Source organism: Saccharopolyspora sp. NPDC003752 (assembly GCF_053605825.1).
Genome location: NZ_JBSGJZ010000013.1, coordinates 116368 through 139085, shown reverse-complemented (window position 1 = coordinate 139085; position 22718 = coordinate 116368). Strand labels below are relative to the sequence as shown.

Here is a 22718-nt window from a genome sequence, read left to right as displayed (position 1 = left end):
CCGCTGCCGGGTTGGACACGAGCGGAATCACTCATTCCGCTGCGGCCCGCTGCGAGCAGGGCGATCCGCGGCCATTGGAAGCAGAGGAAGGCATGACCACAACGGAGCTCGTCCAGCCCCGCAGCGGAACCGTCGGCCGCGGCGCGCTGTCCCGGCCCGCGTCGTTCTGGTTCATCGGCGGGCTGTACGCCCTGTTCCTGATGGCCTCCACCGCGCCGTCCCCGATGTACTCGATCTACCAGCAGCGATGGCACTTCACGACCACGGTGCTCACCGAGGTCTTCGCCGTCTACGCGGTCCTCATCCTGCTCGCGCTGGTGCTGTTCGGTTCGCTGTCCGACCACATCGGCCGCAGGCCGGTGCTGCTGACCGGGCTCGTGCTGGAGATCGCCTCGATGCTGGTGCTCGCGATCGCGCCGAGCGTCGGCTGGCTGCTGGTCGGCCGGGCGCTGCAGGGCCTGGCCACCGGGATCGCGACCAGCGCGATCAGCGGCGCCCTGCTGGACTTCCAGCGCCCGGGCACCAACCGCGGATCGCTGATCAACGGCGTCGCGGCCGGGCTCGGCATGGCGCTCGGCTCGCTGCTGGCGGGCGCTCTGGTGCAGTTCGTGCCCGGGCCGACGCTGACCAGCTACCTGCTGCTGATCCTCGGCTTCCTGCTCGCGATCCCGGGCGTGCTGCTGATGCCCGAGCCGGTCACGCACCGCAGCGCGCTGCGCGAGGTGCTGCGCCCGCAGCGGCCGACCGTGCCTGCCGGGAAGGGCGCGACGTTCGCGCTGATGGCGACGACGCTGCTGGCCTCCTGGATCGTCGGCGGCATGTTCATGTCCCTCGGGCCGTCGGTGGCCAAGGGGCTGGTCAGCGGAAACCCCTACCTGGTGGGCGGTTTGGCGGTCGCGGCGCTGGCCGGGTTCGGCGGGCTCGCGCAGCTTCTGCTGGGCGGCTGGGAGGCGCGGCGCGCGGTGCGGGTCGGCGCGCCGCTGATGCTCGTCGGGCTCGCCGGGGTGGCGGCGGCCGCGCTCGGGCAGGGCGCCGTGGTGTTCTTCGTCGGCTCGGCGGTGCTCGGCACCGGCTGGGGCCTGGTGTTCATGGGCGGGTTCCGGATGCTGACCGGCTTGGCGGCACCGGAGCACCGGGCGGGCACCGCGGCGCTGATCTACGTCGTGGCGTACCTGTCGGCCAGCGTCCCCAGCGTCGCCCTGGGCTTCCTCAGCACGGCCTACGGCCTGACCGCGGCGACGCTGGTCTTCACGGCGACGGCCGCCGTCTTCGTCACCGTCGCGGCCCTCTCCACCTTCGCCCGCCACTGACCCCAGAGCGTTTGGGCGCCGTTTTCGCGCGAAAACGGCGCCCAAACGCCGGGTCCCCGCAGTGGACCGACGGGCACCTTCCCCACCACTGACCCCAGTTTCAATTGAAACTGGGGAAAACCCGGGCACCCTGGGGTGTGGAGTTTCAATTGAGCGTTTTTCATCTTGGCTGGTGACCGCAGCCGCGACAGCCAACGGACCGAATCTCGAAAGCTGTCGCATGCGCCGCAGGCGCATAGCCCACCTGCGCAGCTTGCACCGCCGCGGGTTCTCAGCGTTCGCCTGGCGAGGACGGCCCAACCGCCGTGTATTGGACATACATCAGGTTGGGCACCCACAGTCCAGGCGGGCGCTGAGGTTCCGCTACCCGCACCGCCACGCAAAACGAGGTTGGAAAAACCCCATTGAAACTGCACACCCCAGGGTTCGGTCAGGGCCTGTGGGGCGAGGTCAGGCGGCTTCGACCGTGAGGGATTCGTTGTCGTCCGCGGTGTCGATGCGGATCTTGTCGCCCTCCCGGATCTCGCCGGCCAGGAGCTTCTTGGCGAGCTGGTCGCCGATCGCCGACTGGACCAGGCGGCGCAGCGGGCGCGCGCCGTAGACCGGGTCGAAACCGTTGAGCGCCAACCAGTCCCGCGCCGCGGGCTGGACGTCCAGGGTCAGCCGGCGCTGGGCCAGCCGCTGGGCCAGGCGGTCCACCTGGATGTCCACGATGGACGTCAGCTCTTCCGTGGTCAGCGAGTGGAAGACCACCACGTCGTCCAGCCGGTTCAGGAACTCCGGCTTGAAGTGCCCGCGCACCACCGACCGCACCGCCTCGTCGCGCTCCCGGTCGGTGAGGTTCGGGTCGGCGATCACCTGCGAGCCGAGGTTCGAGGTCAGCACCAGGATGGTGTTGCGGAAGTCCACCGTGCGGCCCTGGCCGTCGGTGAGCCGCCCGTCGTCGAGCACCTGCAGCAGCACGTCGAAGACGTCCTGGTGGGCCTTCTCCACCTCGTCGAACAGCACCACCGAGTACGGCCGCCTGCGCACCGACTCGGTCAGCTGCCCGCCCTGGTCGTAGCCGACGTACCCGGGCGGCGCGCCGACCAGCCGGGCCACCGAGTGCTTCTCGGCGTACTCGCTCATGTCGATGCGGATCATCGCCCGCTCGTCCTCGAACAGGAACCCGGCCAGCGCCTTGGCCAGCTCGGTCTTGCCGACGCCGGTCGGCCCGAGGAACAGGAACGAACCCGTCGGCCGGTCCGGGTCGGCGACACCGGCGCGCGTCCGGCGCACCGCGTCGGACACCGCGCGCACCGCCTCGGACTGCCCGACGACGCGCGACTCCAGCGCGTCCTCCATCCGCAGCAGCTTGGCGGTCTCGCCCTCCAGCAGGCGGCCGGCCGGGATGCCGGTCCACGCGCTGACCACGTCCGCGACGTCGTCGGCGGTGACCTCCTCCTGCAGCATCGCCTTGCGTTCGGACTGCGTCTGCGCGGCCGCTTCGAGTTCCTTCTCCAGCTTCGGGATCCGGCCGTAGCGCAGCTCGGCGGCCTTGCCCAGGTCGCCGTCCCGCTCGGCGCGGTCGGACTCGCCGCGCAGCTGCTCCAGCTGCGTCTTCAGGTCGCGGACGTTGTCGATGGACTCCTTCTCCTGCTGCCAGCGCGCGGTCAGCTCGGAGAGCTTCTCGCGACGGTCGGCCAATTCCGCGCGCAGCGCGGCGAGGCGCTCCAACGAGGCAGGGTCGTCCTCTTTGGACAGCGCCATCTCCTCGATCTCCAGCCGCCGCACCGCGCGCTCGACCTCGTCGATCTCCACCGGCCGGGAGTCGATCTCCATGCGCAGCCGGGACGCGGCCTCGTCGACCAGGTCGATGGCCTTGTCCGGCAGGAACCGGGCGGTGATGTAGCGGTCGGACAGGGTGGCCGCGGCGACCAGCGCGCCGTCGGTGATCCGCACGCCGTGGTGCACCTCGTAGCGCTCCTTGAGGCCGCGCAGGATCGCGACGGTGTCCTCCGGGCTCGGCTCGCCGACCAGCACCTGCTGGAACCTGCGCTCCAGCGCGGCATCGGTCTCGATGTGCTCGCGGTACTCGTCGAGCGTGGTCGCGCCGACCATGCGCAGCTCGCCGCGCGCCAGCATCGGCTTGATCATGTTGCCCGCGTCCATCGCGCCCTCGCCGGAGGCACCGGCGCCGACGATGGTGTGCAGCTCGTCGATGAAGGTGACGACCTGCCCGGCCGAGTCGGTGATCTCCTTGAGCACCGCCTTGAGCCGCTCCTCGAACTCGCCGCGGTACTTCGCGCCCGCCACCATCGAGCCGAGGTCCAGCGCCACGACCCGCTTGCCGCGCAACGATTCCGGCACGTCACCGGCGACGATGCGCTGGGCCAGGCCCTCCACGATCGCGGTCTTGCCGACGCCGGGCTCGCCGATGAGCACCGGGTTGTTCTTGGTGCGGCGGGACAGCACCTGCACGACGCGCCGGATCTCGGCGTCCCGGCCGATCACCGGGTCGAGCTCGCCCTGGCGGGCGCGGGCGGTGAGGTCCTGGCCGTACTTCTCCAGCGCCTTGTAGGTGCCCTCGGGGTCCGGGCTGGTGACCCGCGCCGAGCCGCGCACCTTGCCGAACGCGTCGGTCAGCGCCTCCGGCGTCGCGCCGTGCCTGCGCAGCAGGTCGGCGACCCGGCCGCCTTCGGCGGCGAGTCCGACCAGCAGGTGCTCGGTGGAGACGTACTCGTCGCCCATTTCCGTCGCCAGCCGCTGGGCGTGCGTCAGCGCCTTGACCGCGTCGCGGGAGAGCTGCGGAGCGGACAGGGTGCTGCCGCTGGCGGTCGGCAGCTTGTTGACGAGCTGCTCCAGCTCGCGCCGCACGTCCGCCGGGTCGGCTCCGACGGCGGTCAGCAGCGGCGCGGTCAGCCCGTCGCCCTGGGCGAGCAGCGCGCCGAGCAGGTGTCCGGGGTCGACGTCCGGGTTGCCGGCCACCGTTGCGGCCTGCACCGCGGAGGAGATCGCCTGCTGGGTCTTCGTCGTCGGGTTGAACGCGTCCATTCCTCACCTCGTGGCCGGGGGCGGCTGCTTCGGGTCGTGTGCACCCATCATGTTACCCGGACAACGTGAGGAAAGTTGAGCGAGTTCCGCTCAAGAATCGTCAGCTGGCTCACTTCCGAGCATGCTCGGATGTCGATTTGGACGAAATGTCCCGCAAAGTGCTTGCTTGCGAGATTTCACCCGATTTAGCTACACGGCTATGACCGACAGCACATCACCCCCGGACGGGCCGCTCGTTCTGGCAGCCGAGGCCGGCGCCCTGGCCGACATCGAGAACGCGATCAACAGCGTGTTCAACCCGATCTCCGAGGGCTTCTCCGACATCGTCTTCGGCGAGATCACCGTCTTCGGCGTGACCTTCCCGTGGATCGTGGCCTGGCTGGTCATCGCCGCCGCGCTGTTCACGGTCGTCTTCGGCTTCATCCAGTTCCGCGCGTTCAAGCTCTCCATCGACCTGGTCCGGGGCAAGTACACCGACCCGGCGGAACCGGGCGAGATCAACCACTTCCAGGCGCTGGCCTCGGCGCTGTCGGGCACCGTCGGGCTCGGCAACATCGCCGGCGTCGGCGTGGCGGTGACCATCGGCGGCGCGGGCGCGACGTTCTGGATGATCGTCTGCGGCCTGCTCGGGATGGCCACCAAGTTCGTCGAGTGCACGCTGGGCGTGAAGTACCGGGAGATCGCCGCGGACGGCACCGTCTCCGGCGGCCCGATGCACTACCTGCGCAAGGGCATCCCGGAGCGGATCCCGGGCGCGTTCGGCGCGGTGCTGGGCAAGGTGCTCGCCGTGCTGGCCGCCGTGATGATCCTGTTCTTCGCCATCGCCGGCGGCAACATGTTCCAGGCCAACCAGACCTTCGCGCAGCTGCGCGACGTCACCGGCGGCGACACCGGCTGGCTCGGCTCCGACGGCGCGGCCCTGGTCTTCGGCATCCTGCTCGCGGTCGTCATCGGCGCCGTGATCATCGGTGGGATCAAGTCCATCGGCGCCGTCACCAGCCGCCTGGTCCCGGCGATGGCCGTCATCTACGTGACCGCGTGCCTGATCGTCATCGGCGTCAACTTCGACGCGGTGCCCGCCGCGGTCGGCGAGATCATCTCCGGCGCGTTCACCCCGGAGGCCGGGTTCGGCGGCATGATCGGCGTGCTTATCGTCGGCTTCCAGCGCGCCGCCTTCTCCAACGAGGCGGGGCTCGGCTCGGCGCCCATCGCGCACTCCGCGGTGCGCACCAAGCACCCGGCCACCGAGGGCCTGGTCGCGCTGCTGGAGCCGTTCATCGACACGGTGATCGTGTGCACCATGACGGCGCTGACCATCGTCATCGCCAAGACGCAGTTCTGGGTGGACGCCCAGCAGCAGGTGCTGGCCGGCGGCGAAACCCCGGACGGCGTCACGGTGACCTCGGAGTCCTTCGCCACGGTGCTGCCGTGGTTCCCCTACGTCCTCACGCTGGCCGTCGCGATGTTCGCCATCTCCACGATCATCACCTGGGGCTACTACGGCCAGCGCGCGTGGCTGTTCCTCTTCGGCAGCGGCAAGACCAGCGAGCGCGTCTACAACGTGGTGTTCTGCCTGTTCACCGTCGTCGGCTCGGTGCTGACGCTGGGCAGCGTGCTGAACTTCGCGGACGCCGTGCTGTTCGCGCTGGCGCTGTTCAACATCATCGGGCTGTACATCATGGTCCCGGTGGTGAAGCGGGAACTGGCGTCCTACCGGGAGAAGCTGCGCACCGGCGAGGTCCGCAAGTTCGAAAAGGTCTAACGCACCCCACGTCCCCGACCTCGACCCCGACCTCAAGGGTCCGCAATTTCCATTGAAATTGCGGAAGTTGTCCACAACCTCCGGCGTGTCGTGTGCCCGACACGCCGGAGGTCCGCAATTTCAATGGAAATCGAAGGTCCGATTTCCATTGAAATTGCGGTGAGAACTCAGTCCTCGCGGACGGCCTGGATGTCGATCTCGACCTTCAGGGTGGTGCCGATCGCGGCGATCCCCGTTTGCAGGGCCTGGTTGAACGTCATCGCGAAGTCCTCGCGGCGCAGCTGGGTGGTCGCCGTCGCCGAGGCCCGGGTGCCGCCCCACGGGTCCGGGCCCACGCCGGCGAACCGGGTGTCCAGCCGCACCGGCCGGGTCACCCCGCACAGCGTCAGCTCGCCGTCGAGGTCCCAGCGGTCGCCGCCGCGCGGGCGCAGCCCGGTGGACCGGAAGGTGATCTCGGGATGCCGCTCCACGTCCAGGAAGTCCGCGCTGCGCAGGTGGTCGTCGCGCATCCCGTTGGCCGTGTCGATGCCGGCCGCGGCGATCCGGACATCCACTGTCGACGATTCCACCGGGTTGCCGATGCGCACCTCGCCGCCGAACTCGTTGAAGCGGCCGTGGATGCTGCTGATCCCCAGGTGCTTGGCGGTGACCTGGATCGACGAGTGCACCGAGTCGATCCGCCACAGCCCGGGCGCCGGCAGGTCGGCCCCGCCGACCCGGCGCAGCTCGACCTCGCCGAGGGTGGCCGCCGTCCCGTCGTGCACCAGCGTGGTCCGGGCGAGCGGCTCGTGCCCGACCGCCGTGACGATCGCGGTGTAGGCGCCGGCCCGCAGCCTCGCGGCGACCACCGAGCCCTGCGCGTCGCCCTGCACCCTCGCGACCTGCGTGCCGGTGCCGTCGATGACGGTCAGCACCGCTTCTGGCACCGGCCAGCCGTCGCCGCCGCGCACCGTCGCGGTGACCGCCCCGGATGCGGCGGCGACACCGGGCGCTTCGGCCTGTCGTTGGCCGAGATCCATCTGGAACATCTCCTCTAGCGCGTTGAAAGTCCTGGTGAGCGACCCCATCCGCCCGGGGCGGTGGAGCGAACGGACCGTTGACTCACATCAACGAGGCGAACAGTCCGTTCGCTCCACCCACGACCGATGGTCAGTCGCCCTGCGGGTAGCCGAGTTCGACGTCGTGGGTGCTCTGCTCGCCCGACAGCCGCAGCGAGGTGGCGATCGGCGGGTAGCCGGTCGCGATCACCGTGTACTCGCCGTCCGGCAGGTCGGTGAAGGTGTAGTTGCCGTCGATGTCGGTGGTCGCCGCGCCGACGACCGCGCCGCCGGAATCCAGCAGCGTCACCCGCGCGTCCGCGACCGCGACGCCGAGGTTGGCCGACCGGACCACGCCGCTGAGCTGCGCGCCGGACTGCAACGCGACGTCCAGCGCGGACTGATCGCCGTCGGTCACGGTGACCGAGTTCGCCACCGGCCGGTAGCCGGGCGCGGTGACGGTCAGCGCGTAGGAGCCGCCGACGAGGTCCGCGAACAGGTAGTGCCCGTCCGGCCCGGTGCCCGCGCTGGCGATCACCTCGCCGCGGACGTCGGTGAGCACCACCATCGCCCCGGCGACGCCCTGGCCGCCAACGTGCACCAGACCGGTCAGCCGCCCGGCGCCGAGCAGCTGCACGTCGTGGCGCACCGGGCGGTCGCCGACCACGACCATCGACGCCGTCGGCTGGTAGCTGCCACCGGAGGCGATCAGCACGTAGGTGCCGCCGTGGCCGACCGCGAGCTGGAACTGCCCGTCCTGGTCGGTGCGGGCGCGTTCGACCTGCCGCCCGTTGGCGTCGGTGAGGGTGAGCACGACGCCGGAGACCGGCGTGCCGACCGAGTCCTGGACGGTGCCGTGCACGAACAGCCCGCCGCCGTCGACCGAGGTCGTCAGATCGCCCGCCAAGTGCTTGCCGTTGGTCGCGTAGCGACGCGGCGCAACCGGCTCTGACCAGGCATCCGAGCGGCCATCCACAGAGTTGTCCACAGGCTCGGCGGCCAGCTGCGCGGGCCGCGGCCCGACGCCCCCAACCTGGGCAGAGCCGTTCGTCGCGGGACGCGCCGCGGCCGAGTTGTCCACAGGCCGGGTGAGGTTGTCCACAGCGTCGTCGTGCGCGGCCACGGTGGTCGCCTCCCTTTCCTCGTGACTGTCGATCGTGCTGCGCAACGGGGTCTCCCGGATGAAGATCACCGCGAGGAAGGTGACCACCGCGATGCACGCGGAGACGAAGAAGATGTCGCCGATCGCGTCGCCGTAGGCCGCCCGCACGATGGTCTGCACGGGTTCCGGCAGGTGGTCGACGTCGAGCGAGCCGCCGCCCGCACCGGCCGCCTTCGGCACGCCGGGGATCTTCGCCAGGCCCTGCACGATGTAGTCCGACACCTGGGTGGCCAGCACCGCGCCCAGCACCGAGACGCCCGCCGAGCCGCCGAGGGTCCGGAAGAACGTCACGACCGAGGTCACCGACCCCATGTCCTTGCCGCTGGTGGTGTTCTGCACGGCCAGCACCAGGTTCTGCATCAGCATGCCGACGCCGACGCCCATCCCGAACAGGTAGACCCCGACCAGCACCAGGTTCGTCTCGTGATCCAGGGTGCTCAGCAGCCACATCGACGCGATCATCACGATCGAGCCGATCACCAGGAACGGTTTGATCTTGCCGGTGACCCGGGAGATGATCTGCCCGGACACGGTCGAGGAGATGAACAGGCCGCCGACCATCGGCAGCGTCATCAGCCCCGCCGTGGTCGGCGTGAAGCTGCGCGCGATCTGGAAGTACTGGCCCAGGAACACCGAGCCGCCGAACATCGCGGTGCCGACCGCGACGGTGCCGATGGTGGCCAGCGTGACCGTCGGGTTGCGGAACATCCGCAGCGGCACGATCGGCTCGCTGACCTTGGTCTCGATGATCACCGCGATGAGCAGGGCGAGCAGGCCGCCGCCGACGTAGGTCGCGGTCTCCACCGACCACCACTCGAACTGCTTGCCGGCCAGCGAGACCCACACCAGCAGCAGGCTCACGCCGCCGACCAGGAACAGCGCGCCGAACCAGTCGATCTTCACCGACCGCTTGATCACCGGCAGCTTCAGCGTCCGGCCCAGCACGATGAAGGCGATCACCGCGATCGGCACGGTCACCCAGAAGCACCAGCGCCAGCCCAGCCACGAGGTGTCCACGATCAGGCCGCCGACCAGTGGCCCGCTGACCGTGGCGACCGCGAAGGTGGCGCCGATGTAGCCGCTGTAGCGGCCTCGGTCGCGCGGCGAGACCATCGCCGCGATCACGACCTGGATCAGCGCCTGCAGACCGCCCATGCCGATGCCCTGCAGGGCCCGGAAGCCAATCAGCGTCTCCATGGACTGCGCGAAACCGCCGAGCACCGAGCCGACCGTGAAGATCGTGATGGCCAGCTGGTAGAGCAGCTTCTTGCTGAACAGGTCGGAGAGCTTGCCCCAGATCGGGGTGGATGCGGTCGAGGTGAGCAGCATCGCCGTGACGACCCACGTGTACTGGCCCTGGGTGCCGTCGAGGTCGGCGATGATCCGGGGCAGTGCGTTCGACACGATCGTCGAGCTGAGGATGGCGACCAACAGCGCCAGCATCAGGCCCGACATCGCTTCGAGGATCTGCCGATGCGTCATCGACGATCCCGCGGCGGGCTCGTCGCGCCCGTCCCGGCGGGCCGGCGCTGTGGCGTCCGGCGCCGTCTCCGTCGAGGTGGTCATCGAGTTCCTTCCTTGGTCACGGGGCCGGTGAGGCAGGCCCCGTCGTTGAACGTGTTGCGACGGATGTCGTCCATCGCTTCCCCCAGCAGTCCGGCGAGTTGGCGCACCTTGGCGTCGTCCCAGTGGGCCAGCGCCTCGCCGATCCATTCCGCCTTCCGGCGTTCCAGCTTCGCCACCGCGCGTTCCCCCTCGGCCGTGGCGCGCAGCAGCGCTACTCGCCGGTCGGCGGGGTCGGGGCGACGGGTGATCAGGCCGGCTTGCTCCAGTTGCCCGACCTGGCGGCTCACCACGGACGCGTCGACGATCCGGTGGTGGGCGAGGTCGGAGGCCCGGCACTCACCGCGGAAGACGAGTTCGGTGAGCAGCCCGGCGGCGGCGTAGGGCACCTGTTCCGCCGTGAACTGCCCTCGCTGCATGGCCACCTGCTTGAGGCCGAGCATCGCTCGAAGCGGTCGGAGCAGCTCGGCGCAGGTCTCGAGTGTCGGTCCCATGAGCCCAATCCTTTAGTTGCTGCACGCAACTATAGACCCATTTAGTTGCATGACACAACTTGTCCCCGTTGTGACGCCACCCACCGCTCGCGCGATCAGCCGAAAACGAAGGGCGCCCCCGGCCGGGAAGATCGGCCGGGGGCGCCCCTGATCTGGAAGAACGAGCTCACATCATGCCGTTGAGCTTGCCCAGCAGGCGGGCCAGCTCCTTGAGGTCCTGGGTGCTCCAGCTGGCGAACTGGCCGTGCAGGTGCTTGCGGCGCTCCTCGCGCACCTGGGCCAACCGCTCGCGGCCCAGGTCGGAGAGCTGGATGCGGCGGGCCCGGCCGTCGTCCGGGTCCGGCACCCGCTCCAGCAGGTCCAGGTCCACCAGCGTGGCGATCTGCCTGCTCACCGTGGACTTGTCCAGCCCGGTGCGATCCGCGACGTCCATGCCGCGCAGCGGCCCGGCGTCGTCGACCATCAGCAGCAGGCTGTACGAGGCCGGATCCAGGTCGGGGTGCACGTGCGCGGCCACGGTGGTCGACAGGTTCCGGGCGCGGCGGAACATCATCACCAGCTCGCGCTCGACGGATTCCGCCGCGGTGCGCCGGTCGACACCCTCCTCGCGCACCCCGCCGATAGGCCCGCGCGCCTCGTCCTCGATCACAGCTCTCCCGCCCGCACCGCCGACGATCGTGGCGGTACCACCCGTCGGCCCGCTCCTCGCGAAGTCAACGCTAGTCCGTTTCGCCCCACTTTAAGTGCACGTCTCGAACACATTTCGCGTGGCAGTGCAGGGGACCGCGCGGGACGGGCTCAGCAGTCGCGGCTGCCCACCGGTTCGGGCCGGTGCCACGGCCGCGGCATGCCCTTGGACTCGAAGTAGTCGCCGCCCTTGCGCTTGACGTCGTCGGTGCCCCAGCTGCGCGTGCGCAGCACCGGCACCATCCGCGGGATGTGCTTGCGGCAGTGGATGTAGGCCTCCTCGACCTGCACCACCACCCAGCGCTCCGGCGTGCGGCCGCGGTCGAACTCGGCGGGCAGCGCCGGGTAGATCGAGCGCAGGTCGGCGTCCTCGACGATGCGGGCCTTGCCGTTGATGTGCAGGCCGATCAGGTCGGTGACGAAGTCCATCAGCAGGATCCCGATGTGCGGGTTCTCGCTGATGTTGCCCAGGCTGGCCAGCACGCCGTTGCCCCGGTACTCCGGGTAGCACAGGTGCCGGTCGTCCAGGACCTCCATGAAGCCGGGCGGCCCGGCGCGGAGGCTGGAGTCGCACTCGCCGCGCGAGTCGGAGGTGGCCACGAACGCCATCTCCATCCGCCCGATGAACTCCTTCATCTGCGGGTTCAGGTGGTCCAGCACCTGGTCGTCGTAGAACTTCCGGGCGCGCTTCTCGGTGCCGTAGGCGCGTTGCAGCAGGTGTTCGCCGGCAGAGCCGGGCAAAGGGACGGGCCGCTCCTCGACGAACGGGTCGCGCGGCGGAGCGGCCGCCGGGCCGTGGTGCTGGAGCGGGGTCACGACCTGCCAGGCATCGTTCGGGGGCGGCGGGTCGGACAGCTCCAGGTCGAGCAGCGCCGCATCGGCCGTTCCGGTCGGCGTCGGGTGATCGGGGGTCACGCGGGTCACCGTGTCACGCCTCCCCCTTCCGTCACAACGGTGGATACTAGGTTCCCCCAACAGGTCGATGCACGATCTACAAGATGTAGTTGAAAAGCACTCAAAAGTGGCATCAAGGCAGACGCGTCGCTAGGCACGAGTTAGGGTCCTCCCTGTGTCGGGGGACGCTTGGAAGTAGTGGTGTGCCTGCCTTGGGTACGACCGCCAACGTGGAGAAACGCCCCGAACCATGACAGCGAACGCCGTACTGAGCCCCGGACCACCCCCGAACAACGAGCCGTCGAACTCCGGTGTGAGCAAGATGGTCCGTCTGATCCGCGAGAGCTTCGCAGTCGTCGAGCCGCACACCGACGAGGTGTCCAGGTTCTTCTACGGCATGCTCTTCAGCCTCTCGCCGGCCACCCGCGACCTGTTCGCGGTCAACATGGAAGTGCAGCGCAGCCGCCTGCTGCGGGCGCTCGTGCACGTCATCCAGATGGTCGACAAGCCCGACGAGCTGCTGCCGTTCCTGCACCAGCTCGGCCGCGACCACCGCAAGTTCGGCGTGATCGCCACCCACTACGAGGCGGTCGGCACCGCGCTGCTCGCCGCGATCAAGAAGTACGCCGGCGACGCCTGGACCGACAGCGTCGAACGCGCCTGGGCCGAGGCGTACACCGTGATGGCCTCCGCGATGACCGAGGCGGCCGCCGCCGACGACGGCCCCGCCTGGTACACCGGCCAGATCGTCCACCACGAGCGGCTGAGCTGGGACGTCGCGGTGCTCCGCGTCCAGTCCGACCACCCCGTGCCCTACCAGCCCGGGCAGTACGTGAGCGTCGAGGTGCCGCAGCGGCCCCGGCTGTGGCGCTACCTGACCCCGGCCAACGCGCCGAACGACGACGGGATCATGGAGTTCCACGTCCGGTCCGTGGAGGGCGGCTGGGTCAGCCGGGCGCTGGTCGGCCACGCCCGCCCCGGCGACCAGTGGCGGATCGGCTCGCCGATGGGCCGGCTGACCGTGGACCGGGAGAACACCCCGGACGTGCTGATGATCGCCGGCGGCACCGGGCTGACCCCGATGCGCGCGATCATCGACGACCTCGCGCAGTACGGCGAGAACCCGCGCGTGCAGCTGTTCTACGGCGGCCGGACCCGCGAGGACCTCTACGACCTGGAGAACCTGCAGCGCATCGCGATGCACAACCCGTGGCTGACGATCACGCCGGTGCTGGAGGACGAGCCGGGTGTCTCGGGCGCCGAGCACGGCACGCTCGCCGAGGCGGTGACCCGCTACGGCGCGTGGAAGGACTGGGACGTCCTGGTCAGCGGCTCGCCGGGGATGATCCGGGCGACGGTCTCGAGCATGCTCGTCGCGGGAACCTCGCTCGACCACATCCGCTACGACCCGTTCACCCTGGACTGACCGAACGACCCGGGGCGGGGCCGGCTTCGATGGCCGGACCCCACCCCGGGTCGTTCGATTTCAATGAGGTTTTTCCAACCTCGTTTTGCGTGGCGGTGCGGGTAGCGGCCCCCCTGCGGGAGTTACAGAGGCTCCCTGGACTGTGGGTGCCCCTCCGCCCAATACACGGCGGAGGGGCCGTCCTCGCCAGGGAACCTCTGAGAACCCGCGGCGGTGCCGGCGTCGTAGGTGGGCTATGCGCCTGCGGCGCATGCGACACCCCATCGACGTGCAGCTTTACGACCCGCAGCTGCGGGCCGACCAAGATGAAAGAGACTCAATGGAGTTGCGGACCTTCGGCGTGTCAGACCACGACACGCCGGAGACTGTGGATAACTTCCGCAATTTCAATGGAAATCGGACCTTCGATTTCCATTGAAATTGCGGTGGAACCCGGAGATCAGCGGCGCTTGCGGTCTGGTTTCCAGACGACCAGGGCCGTCTCCTGGCGGATCGGGACCAGGTCCCGGCGGTAGGAGGCGTGCACCGCCGCCGCGGCTTGTTCCGCCGCCACGTGCGCCGCCGCCACCTCCTCGGCCAGTTCCTGGACCTTCGCGCGGAGCGCGTCGACCTCGTTCTCCAGGTCGATGATCCGCTTGATGCCCGCCAGGTTCACGCCCTCCTCCTGGGAGAGGCGCTGCACCTCGCGGAGCAGGGCGATGTCGCGCAACGAGTAGCGGCGGCCGCCCGCCGGGGTCCGCCCGGGCGAGACCAGGCCCAGCCGGTCGTAGCTGCGCAGGGTCTGCGCGTGCAGCCCGGACAGCTGTGCGGCCACCGAGATCACGAACATCGGCGTGTCCTCGTTGGCCCCCGGCGGGAATCCGAAGCCCGGATCGGTGGGGCGACCGGCCATGACTACCTCCCGAGCAGCTCGTTCAGGTCGCGGCGCGGATCGTGGTCGGCGGTCGCTTCCGCGTAGTCCGCCAGCGCCTCGGCCGCCTTCTCGTCCAACTTGGACGGAACCGCGACCTGCAGCGTCACCAGGAGATCCCCGCTGCTGCCGTCCTTCTTGCCCACGCCCTTGCCGCGCACCCGGAAGGTGCGGCCGCTGCCGGTCCCGGCCGGGACCTTCAGCGAAACCTTCCCGTCCAGGGTCGGCACGGTCAACGTAGTGCCCAGCGCCAGCTCGGGGAAGGTGACCGGCACCGTGATCGTCAGGTCATCACCGGAACGTCCGAACACCCGGTGCGAGTTGACGTGCACCACGACGTACAGATCGCCCGAGGCGGCGCCCTGCCGACCGGGTTCGCCCTGACCCGCCAGCCTGATCCGCTGCCCGTCGGACACCCCGGCCGGGATCCGCACCGTCAGCGTCCGGCTGCGGGTGCTGACGCCCTCGCCGCGGCAGTCCGGGCACGGGTCGTCGATCAGCTGGCCGCGGCCCCGGCAGTCCGGGCACGGCTCGCTGAACGCGAACGCACCCTGGTTCCGCGTCACCAGCCCGGAACCGGTGCAGGTGGCGCAGGCGCGCGGCCGGGTGCCCGGCTTGGCGCCCGAACCGTGGCAGGTCGGGCAGCTCACCGGGCTGGACAGCCGCAGCGGAACCGTGGCCCCGCGCACCGCTTCGGCGAAGTCGATGCGCACCTCGGTCTCCACGTCGGCGCCGCGCCGCGGCCGGTTGGCCGTGCCGGCGCCGGAACGGCGGTTGCCGAACAGGCCGCCGAACAGGTCGCCGAGCCCGCCGCTACCGGCACCGCCACCGGCGCCCCCGAAGAGGTCGCCGATGTCGAAGCCGCCGCCACCACCTGGGCTGCCGAAACCGCCGAAGCCGCCCTGGCCACCGCCGAAAGTGCCGCTGCCGAACAGCTTCCTGGCCTCGTCGTACTGCTTGCGCTTGTCCGTGTCGGACAGCACGCCGTAAGCCTCGGAGACGGCCTTGAACTTGGCTTCGGCCTGGGCGTTCCCGGGGTTGGCGTCCGGATGGTTCTCCCGGGCCAGCTTCCGGTACGCCTTCTTGATCTCGTCGGCCGAAGCCGTGGAGGAGACGCCCAGTTCGGCGTAGAAATCCTTCTCAAGCCATTCCCTGGCGCTCACCGGGCGCTCCTCCCTCCGTTCCCGATCAACCCTGCTCGGCTTGCTTCTCGTCGGCCGCCGGCTCGGCGGATCCGGCGGGCTCGGCGGCCGGCTCGTGATCGGTCACCGCGACCATCGCGGGGCGCAGCACCCGGTCGGCGAACCGGTAGCCGCGGCGCAGCACGACCGTGACGGTCGGGCCGCTGACGTCCGGGGAGGTGCTGTGCTGCACCGCCTCGTGCACCGACGGGTCGAACTCGTCGCCTTCGGCGCCGAACGCCTCCAGCCCGGCCGAGTTCAACGCCGTGATCAGCTTGTCCGCCACGGCCTTGAAGGCGCCGTTGAGGTCGCCGTGGGCCTCCGCGCGCTCCAGGTCGTCGAGCACCGTCAGCAGGTCGCCGGCCACCGACGCCTTCGCGGCGGCGATCACCGATTCGCGGTCGCGTTCCACCCGCTTGCGGTAGTTCGCGTACTCCGCGGTGACCCGCTTGAGATCGGCGGTGAGCTCGTCGACCTGCTTCTGCAGTCCGGCCTGCTCACCGGCCGCCTGCTCGCCCTCGGGCTGCTCGGCGGTCGGCTCCGCGGCCTCCTGCGCGGCGCCCTTGACGATCTCCTCGTCGAGGGTGCCGGAGATGCTTTCGGCCACCTGCGCCTCTTCTCCGTTCGGAGCAGGCGTCCGGCGCTGGCCGGTCACGGGGTCGATGCGCCGCCGATCCCGGACCACCACCGGCTCCTGCTCGCCTTCGTTGCGCGACATTTCCGGCCTGTCCGCGGTCACTTCTTCTTCTCGTCCTCGTCGTCGACGATCTCCGCGTCCACCACGTCGTCGTCCTTCGACGCACCGGCCCCGGCGGCACCGGCCCCGGCAGCACCGGCGTCACCCGCACCGGCCGCGGCGTTGGCACCGGCGTCGGCGTACAGCGCCTGGCCGAGGGCCTGCGACTCGGTGGCGAGCTTCTCCACCGCGGCGGAGATGGCGGGCACGTCGTCGCCCTTGAGCGCCTCGTTGACCTCGCCGATCGCGGCCTTCACCTTGTCCTTGACGTCGGCGGGCAGCTTCTCGTCGTTCTCCTTGAGGACCTTCTCGGTCTGGTAGACCAGCGTCTCGGCCTGGTTGCGGGCCTCGGCCTCCTCGCGACGCTTCTTGTCCTCGTCGGCGTGCGCCTCGGCGTCCTTGACCATCCGGTCGATGTCGTCCTTCGGCAGCGCGGAGCCGCCGGTGATCGTCATCGACTGCTCCTTGCCGGTGCCCAGGTCCTTGGCGGAGACGTGCACGATGCCGTTGGCGTCGATGTCGAAGGTGACCTCGATCTGCGGCATGCCGCGCGGCGCCGGCGGGAGACCGGTCAGCTCGAACATGCCGAGCTTCTTGTTGTGCGCGGCGATCTCCCGCTCGCCCTGGAAGACCTGGATCTGCACCGACGGCTGGTTGTCGTCCGCGGTGGTGAAGGTCTCGGAGCGCTTGGTCGGGATCGTGGTGTTGCGCTCGATCAGCTTGGTCATGATGCCGCCCTTGGTCTCGATGCCCAGGGACAGCGGGGTGACGTCCAGCAGCAGGACGTCCTTGACCTCACCGCGCAGCACACCGGCCTGCAGGGCGGCGCCGACGGCGACGACCTCGTCCGGGTTGACGCCCTTGTTCGGCTCGCGGCCGTTGGTCAGGTCCTTGACCAGGTCGCTGACCGCGGGCATCCGGGTGGAACCGCCGACCAGCACCACGTGGTCGATGTCGTCCAGCTTCACGCCGGCGTCGCGGATGACCGCCTCGAACGGCTTGCGGCAGCGCTCCAGCAGGTCGGAGGTGATCCGCTGGAACTCGGCGCGGGACAGCGTCTCGTCCAGGAACAGCGGGTTCTTGTCCGCGTCGACCGTGATGTACGGCAGGTTGATGCCCGCGGTGGAGGAGCTGGACAGCTCGATCTTGGCCTTCTCGGCGGCTTCCTTGATCCGCTGCATGGCCATCCGGTCCTTGGTCAGGTCGATGCCCGACGAGGACTTGAACTTGTCCACCAGCCACTCGACGATCCGCTCGTCCCAGTCGTCACCACCGAGGTGGTTGTCACCACTGGTGGCGCGGACCTCGACGACGCCCTCGCCGATCTCCAGCAGCGAGACGTCGAAGGTGCCGCCACCGAGGTCGAAGACCAGGATGGTCTGTTCCTTCTCGCCCTTGTCCAGGCCGTAGGCCAGCGCCGCCGCGGTGGGCTCGTTGACGATGCGCAGCACGTTGAGGCCGGCGATCTGGCCGGCTTCCTTCGTGGCCTGCCGCTGAGCGTCCTCGAAGTAGGCCGGGACGGTGATCACCGCGTCGGTGACGTCCTCGCCCAGGTACGCCTCGGCGTCGCGCTTGAGCTTCATCAGCACGCGGGCGCTGATCTCCTGCGACGTGTAGGGCTTGTCGTCGATCTGGACCTTCCAGTCGGTGCCCATGTGCCGCTTGACCGACCGGATGGTGCGGTCCACGTTGGTGACGGCCTGGTTCTTCGCGGGCTGACCGGTGAGGATCTCGCCGTTCTTCGCGAAGGCCACGATGGACGGGGTGGTCCGCGAGCCCTCGGAGTTGGCGATCACCGTCGGTTCACCGCCCTCCAGGACGGAAACGACGGAGTTGGTCGTCCCCAGGTCGATGCCGACCGCTCGCGCCATGCTCAATTCCTCCCGACTTGAAACCTGTGCTCAAGCGCCATCCCCGGCCCTTGAGCCTTGCTCACTCAAGTTTTACCCACTGCGCATCATCACCGTCAATCCGGATTGAGCGCGGGTCACTCAAGCTTTCTGCCAGCACAACGGCTGACCAGGGACGGAGGTTCCCGGGCGTGACATGGCCGACACCTCGTCGTGATCGAATCGGCCGGTACCGGGGCATGGGCGAACGCCGGCACGTCGCCTTGTCGACATGCCGACGCCGGGGGAGGGGTCAGGCCGACCGGACGGTGATGCCCCCGCTGCCGGTCGACAGCGTCAGGCGCTTCGCGGCCGCCGGGTCCCGCACGACGCCCACCTCGACGCCGCCGGAGCCGGCCTCCGTGTCGACGCGGTAGTGGTCGTCGGGCACGGTCAGCTCGATGCCACCGCTGCCGGTGGACGCCTCGACGGTCTGCGGGCCGGTCAGCCGCAGCTCGACGCTGCCGGATTCGGCCTTCGCGACGACGTCCGCACCGCGCAGGTCCTCTCCCATGATGCCGCCGCTGCCGCTCTCGACCGCGACCCGGCCGCCGATCCCCGCCAGCGTGATCTCGCCGGAGCCCGTGATCGCGTCGACCGAGCCGCCGACCCGGGTCGCCGACACCCCGCCGGAGCCGGTTCTCATCCTGACCTCACCGCTGACCTCGGCCAGCGCGATCTCGCCGGAACCGGTCTCCGCGTCGACCGGGCCGTTCACCCGGGCCACCGAAACCCCGCCGGAGCCGGTGCGCACGGCGACCGGACCGCCGATGTCGGCGATCGTCATCTCGCCGGAATCGGTCTCCGCCTGCACCGACCGCATGCCGGCCACGTTCAGCCCGCCGGAGCCGAGGTTGCCCTGCACGGGCACCGAGACCGGCAGCGTGACCTGGTAGTCGACGGAGCAGTTCCAGCCGCAGTCGGTCGGCAGCACCAGCGCGCCGCCCTCGACGCGGTGCTCGATCTCGTCGGTGGTGTCGCTGCTGCCCCAGAACAGGCCTTCCCAGCGGTGCACGCGCTGCACGATCTCGCCTCGGCCGCCGGGCGCGTGGCGCACCTCGACCTCGCCGCTGCCGCCTGCGAGCTCGACGCGTTCGATCCCGTCCAACGCGGTGGTGCGCTCCTGCACGGACGACTTCGGCCACCAGAACAGTGCCGCTCCCCCGATCAGCACCAACGCCGCGCCGCCCACGGCGAGTCCCACCCGAGCCATCGTGATCCCCCTGAATCCGCTTGATCGCGCCCACGAAATTACGCACAACACCCGGACCACGCCTCAGGGACACCCCCGAAACACCCCGGAACTCTCCCGAAGGCGACGTTCGTCGGCGGCCGCGCAACTTTCGGCTTCCGCCATTCGGCGGCGCTCCCGCGCCTGTGACGCGGCGCACCCGACGCAACCCGTTGCCCGCCAACGCGTCTCCTGATCGGGCGCAGCGAACGAAGCAAGGAGATGCACCAGTGTTCAAGAACTCCCGGGGTATTCGGGTCGGCATGTTCGTCGCGGGCGCTTTCGTCCTCGCCGCCACGACGGCCTGCAGCCCGCAGCAATCCGCTCCGCAGCCGGGCACTCCGGACGCGATCGCGTCGAGCGACCAGGGCGAGCCGGGCGGCGACTCGTCGCCCGTTGCCGCGAGCGCCCAGGGCTCCAGCGGATCGGCCGGCTCCAGCACTCGCCAGGACTGCGGCGTCGACGTCCTGAAGCTGACGATCGGCGAATCCGACGGCGCCGCCGGGCACATCTACGCGCCGCTCCAGTTCACCAACACCGGCCCGACCACCTGCACGCTCTCGTCCGCGCCCGGCGTCTCCTACGTCGGCAGCGGCGGCCGCCAGATCGGCGAGCCGGCCAAGCGCGTGATCAAGGACCGGCCGGTCATCAGCCTCGCTCCGGGCGAGACGGCGTCCGCGCCGTTCCTGTTCAGCCCGGTCGCGCACATGAACCCGGAGGACTGCGGCGCCGAGGCCGCCGAGGGCCTGCGGGTGTACCCGCCGAACAGCAAGGCGGCGATGTTCCTGCCGCTGCCCGGCGCGATGGGCTGCACGACGTTCACCCAGGACGCCGACTACGCCAAGGTCGGCGTGGTCCAGGCAGGCCCGAACAACACCGTCATCGGCTGAGCAACCTGTTTTCCAGGCTCGTGAGCGTTTTGGATCGCCAGGGCACTCCAAAACGCTCACGAACTTTCGGTGTCCGTCTACTTCGGACCGATCGATCAGGCGCCGAAGACCTCGTCGTAGGCGGACTCGAAAGCGGCGAGGGATTTCGCGTCGAAGAGCACGAAGCGCACCTCGGCGACGTCGGTCTCGGCATCGCGCACCGTGCGCAGGGCGATCCGCGCCGCTTCGTCGAGCGGGTACCGGTAGACGCCGGTGGAGATCGCCGGGAACGCGACGACCTCGGCGCCGAGTTCGTCGGCGACCCGCAGGGATTCCCGGAAGCAGGACGCCAGCAGCCCGGACCGGTCCGCCGCGGCGGTGTAGGTGGGCCCGACGGTGTGGATCACCCAGCGCGCCGGGAGCTCGCCGGCGGTGGTCGCGACCGCCTGCCCCGTCGGCAGCCCGTCCGGGTACCGGCTCGCGCGGAGCAGCCGGCATTCCTGGAGGATCGCCGGGCCGCCGCGCCGGTGGATCGCGCCGTCCACGCCGCCTCCGCCGAGCAGCGACGAGTTCGCCGCGTTCACGACGGCGTCGACGTCCTGCTCGGTGATGTCGCCCCTGACCAGCGTGACCCGCATGCGAGGAGTGTGCGCCGGCCCCTCGGACCCCGCTGACCGCGACCCCGATCAGTTCTGCCGCAACTTCAATGGAAATTGGACCTTCGATTTCAATGGAAATTGCGGCCCACCGAAGCGAGGCCCTACGAGGGGCAGGCGTGCACGACCTATCCCGGCGAATCCGCCCGCGACACCGTGGGCGTCGTGCGGCCGGGGGCGAACAACACGACCTTCAGCTGATCAGCCGCGCATCCCGCAGGTAGTCCACCGGCTGCAGGAGGAAGCGCACCGTCGGTTCGAGCTCGTCGGCGGTGGGCGGCTCGTCGGCGATGAGCGCCTGCATGAGCAGGCCGTCGATCCCGGCGAACAGCGCCCGGACCACCGGCTCGTCGCCGCCCGCGCCGCCGTTGAGGAAACCGGTGGCGACCTCGATCCAGCGGCGGGCCGCCGGGCGCAGCGCCGGGCGACGGGCGGCGAGCAGGTAGAGCTCGTACTCGCCCAGGGTGCGTTCGCGCTGGTCGCGCACCATCGTCGCCAGCGCCTCGGCGATCACCCGCGGCCAGTCCGAGTTCTCCCGGACCTGCCCGCTCAGCCGGTCGATCTCGTTGATCAGGGTTTCGCAGCTCTCCAGCAGCGTTGCCACCAGCAGGTCGTCGATGCCCGCGAAGTAGTAGGCGATCGACGCGGGCGGCACCCCGGCCTCGCGGGCGATGTTGCGGTGACTCACCGCGGCGACGCCGTCGCGGGCGACGACCCGCAGCGTCGCGTCGATGATCGCGCGGCGACGGCGCTCACCCTTGAGACGGCGACCGTCGGTCTCCGCCTCGTCAGGGGTGCGCCGCGGCGACGTCAATGCGCGCCGCCCAGTTCGAGCGCCAGCACGCCGCCGATGACCAACGCGATGCCGGCGACCTGCACCGCCGTGATGCCCTCGCCGAGGAACACCGCGCCGATGATCGCCACCAGCGCCACTCCGGCCCCGGCCCAGATCGCGTAGGCGACGCTGACCGGCAGGCCGAGCTTGAGCACGGCGCTGAGCGCGGTGAAGGCCACCAGGTAGCCGACCACGACCAGGATCGACGGGACGGTCCTGCTGAAGCCCTCGGACAGCTTCAGCGAGACCGTGGCGAGCACCTCGCTCAAGATCGCCACCGCCAGCAGCAGGTAGGCCACGCTTCCTCCCAGAAAAACTTGTACGAGCGCCCTACTTTTTCAGCATACGGATGGCCGATCACGCGCGCACGCGGTTTTCCCTAGTCGCCCGAGCCCTTGCGCTTCTTGTCGCCGCTGTCGCCGGAGATCATCGAGGCGACGTTGATCGCGGCCCAGATGCCCATCGGGATCATCGGCCAGAAGAACTTCAGCTCGCCGGAGCTGACCGAGGTCACCGCCCAGATCGCGATGAGGATGAAGGAGACGCCCGCCCAGTCGCGCCACTCCTTGATCAGGTTGCGCTTCTGCCGCTCGCGCTTGACGACCTCCGGCGACGGCTTCGCGGGCACCGGCTCCGGCAGGTCGGCCACCAGCGGCTGCAACTGGCCGAGCGTCGTCGCCGCGTACGCCTTCTGCAGGCGGTCGTCGTACTCGGTGATGGTGAGGCGGCCTTCGTCCTGCGCCGCGCGCAACCGCTGCGCGATCGCCTCCCGATCAGCGTCCGATGCGCGCATCGCTTCGCCGCCCGACCCACCCATGCCGATCCCCCTGTTCCGACGCCACCCGCCGACTTGACCGAACAGATCGTTCGCTCGATCGAATACGTGGCGAAAATCGCACCACGGCCGCAATTCTGCCGCGATGGGCCGCGGCGGTGCCCGGGACGCGGTGAAATCGTGATGCGACCTCGCACACGTCTAACAGGAACAACTCCCGAAACGCCCACAACGGCATCGCGCCCCCAAGGGACCGGATGATCACCCT

Annotated in this window: 20 protein-coding genes; 5 read left to right on the top strand and 15 right to left on the bottom strand. The window is 69.9% G+C overall.

The annotated features are described in order from the left end of the window. Positions 1–92 precede the first annotated feature (92 nt). The gene (locus ACWEV3_RS19045; RefSeq protein ID WP_452615143.1) at positions 93–1310 is read left to right on the top strand and encodes an MFS transporter; all 1218 of its coding nucleotides are present in this window, start codon (positions 93–95) and stop codon (positions 1308–1310) included. 450 nt (positions 1311–1760) lie between these two features. Here ACWEV3_RS19045 and clpB read toward each other — a convergent pair whose 3' ends face one another. After that, complete coding sequence (gene clpB / locus ACWEV3_RS19040; RefSeq protein WP_452615142.1) at positions 1761–4343, bottom strand: ATP-dependent chaperone ClpB; 2583 nt, start codon at positions 4341–4343, stop codon at positions 1761–1763. A gap of 199 nt (positions 4344–4542) precedes the next feature. Here clpB and ACWEV3_RS19035 point away from each other — a divergent pair, with 199 nt between their 5' ends. Next, positions 4543–6105, top strand: a complete 1563-nt coding sequence (locus ACWEV3_RS19035; RefSeq protein ID WP_452615141.1) for an alanine/glycine:cation symporter family protein — start codon at positions 4543–4545, stop codon at positions 6103–6105. A gap of 167 nt (positions 6106–6272) precedes the next feature. Here ACWEV3_RS19035 and ACWEV3_RS19030 read toward each other — a convergent pair whose 3' ends face one another. From ACWEV3_RS19030 to ACWEV3_RS19010, 5 genes are all read right to left on the bottom strand, one after another. Next, the gene (locus tag ACWEV3_RS19030; RefSeq protein WP_452615140.1) at positions 6273–7124 is read right to left on the bottom strand and encodes a YceI family protein; all 852 of its coding nucleotides are present in this window, start codon (positions 7122–7124) and stop codon (positions 6273–6275) included. Positions 7125–7254: 130 nt separating this feature from the next. Further along, a complete protein-coding gene (locus tag ACWEV3_RS19025) occupies positions 7255–9870 on the bottom strand; it encodes an MFS transporter (protein ID WP_452615139.1) in 2616 nt (871 codons plus the stop codon). Further along, positions 9867–10361 (bottom strand): MarR family winged helix-turn-helix transcriptional regulator, encoded by a 495-nt coding sequence (locus ACWEV3_RS19020; protein ID WP_452615138.1) that lies wholly within the window; start codon positions 10359–10361, stop codon positions 9867–9869. The genes ACWEV3_RS19025 and ACWEV3_RS19020 overlap by 4 nt, the downstream gene beginning before the upstream one ends. A 166-nt stretch (positions 10362–10527) precedes the next feature. Next, positions 10528–11010 (bottom strand): MarR family winged helix-turn-helix transcriptional regulator, encoded by a 483-nt coding sequence (locus tag ACWEV3_RS19015; protein WP_452615137.1) that lies wholly within the window; start codon positions 11008–11010, stop codon positions 10528–10530. A gap of 149 nt (positions 11011–11159) precedes the next feature. Then, on the bottom strand, positions 11160–11963 hold the full coding sequence (locus tag ACWEV3_RS19010; RefSeq protein ID WP_452615136.1) for a pyridoxamine 5'-phosphate oxidase family protein: 804 nt from the start codon (positions 11961–11963) through the stop codon (positions 11160–11162). A 301-nt stretch (positions 11964–12264) separates the two neighbouring features. Between ACWEV3_RS19010 and ACWEV3_RS19005 the strand changes: the two genes are divergently transcribed. Together ACWEV3_RS19005 and ACWEV3_RS19000 are read left to right on the top strand one after the other, a co-directional pair. Next, positions 12265–13368 carry an FAD-binding oxidoreductase gene (locus tag ACWEV3_RS19005; RefSeq protein ID WP_452615135.1) on the top strand — a complete coding sequence of 368 codons (1104 nt, stop codon included), beginning with the start codon at positions 12265–12267 and terminating at the stop codon, positions 13366–13368. Between the two features lie 235 nt (positions 13369–13603). Further along, positions 13604–13786 (top strand): hypothetical protein, encoded by a 183-nt coding sequence (locus ACWEV3_RS19000; RefSeq protein ID WP_452615134.1) that lies wholly within the window; start codon positions 13604–13606, stop codon positions 13784–13786. 21 nt (positions 13787–13807) lie between these two features. Here the strand turns inward: ACWEV3_RS19000 and ACWEV3_RS18995 are convergent, their stop codons facing one another. The 5 genes from ACWEV3_RS18995 to ACWEV3_RS18975 form a co-directional block, all read right to left on the bottom strand. Continuing rightward, positions 13808–14260 carry a heat shock protein transcriptional repressor HspR gene (locus ACWEV3_RS18995; protein WP_452615133.1) on the bottom strand — a complete coding sequence of 151 codons (453 nt, stop codon included), beginning with the start codon at positions 14258–14260 and terminating at the stop codon, positions 13808–13810. Between the two features lie 2 nt (positions 14261–14262). After that, entirely contained in the window at positions 14263–15441 is a 1179-nt protein-coding gene (gene dnaJ, locus ACWEV3_RS18990; RefSeq protein WP_452615132.1) for a molecular chaperone DnaJ, read from the bottom strand. 25 nt (positions 15442–15466) lie between these two features. Next, positions 15467–16177: a nucleotide exchange factor GrpE gene (gene grpE, locus ACWEV3_RS18985; protein WP_452615234.1), complete on the bottom strand. Its 711-nt coding sequence runs from the start codon at positions 16175–16177 to the stop codon at positions 15467–15469. 17 nt (positions 16178–16194) lie between these two features. Then, the gene (gene dnaK, locus ACWEV3_RS18980; RefSeq protein WP_452615131.1) at positions 16195–18066 is read right to left on the bottom strand and encodes a molecular chaperone DnaK; all 1872 of its coding nucleotides are present in this window, start codon (positions 18064–18066) and stop codon (positions 16195–16197) included. Positions 18067–18337: 271 nt separating this feature from the next. Further along, positions 18338–19297, bottom strand: a complete 960-nt coding sequence (locus ACWEV3_RS18975) for a DUF4097 family beta strand repeat-containing protein (RefSeq protein WP_452615130.1) — start codon at positions 19295–19297, stop codon at positions 18338–18340. A 248-nt stretch (positions 19298–19545) separates the two neighbouring features. Here ACWEV3_RS18975 and ACWEV3_RS18970 point away from each other — a divergent pair, with 248 nt between their 5' ends. Next, positions 19546–20205 carry a DUF4232 domain-containing protein gene (locus ACWEV3_RS18970; protein WP_452615129.1) on the top strand — a complete coding sequence of 220 codons (660 nt, stop codon included), beginning with the start codon at positions 19546–19548 and terminating at the stop codon, positions 20203–20205. Between the two features lie 95 nt (positions 20206–20300). Here the strand turns inward: ACWEV3_RS18970 and ACWEV3_RS18965 are convergent, their stop codons facing one another. From ACWEV3_RS18965 to ACWEV3_RS18950, 4 genes are all read right to left on the bottom strand, one after another. Next, the gene (locus tag ACWEV3_RS18965; protein ID WP_452615128.1) at positions 20301–20822 is read right to left on the bottom strand and encodes an O-acetyl-ADP-ribose deacetylase; all 522 of its coding nucleotides are present in this window, start codon (positions 20820–20822) and stop codon (positions 20301–20303) included. Positions 20823–21033: 211 nt separating this feature from the next. After that, complete coding sequence (locus ACWEV3_RS18960; RefSeq protein ID WP_452615127.1) at positions 21034–21654, bottom strand: TetR/AcrR family transcriptional regulator; 621 nt, start codon at positions 21652–21654, stop codon at positions 21034–21036. Beyond that, the gene (locus ACWEV3_RS18955) at positions 21651–21974 is read right to left on the bottom strand and encodes a DMT family transporter (RefSeq protein ID WP_452615126.1); all 324 of its coding nucleotides are present in this window, start codon (positions 21972–21974) and stop codon (positions 21651–21653) included. Before ACWEV3_RS18955 ends, ACWEV3_RS18960 begins: the two co-directional genes overlap by 4 nt. 80 nt (positions 21975–22054) lie before the next feature. Beyond that, complete coding sequence (locus ACWEV3_RS18950; RefSeq protein ID WP_452615125.1) at positions 22055–22492, bottom strand: DUF1707 SHOCT-like domain-containing protein; 438 nt, start codon at positions 22490–22492, stop codon at positions 22055–22057. Positions 22493–22718 lie beyond the last annotated feature (226 nt).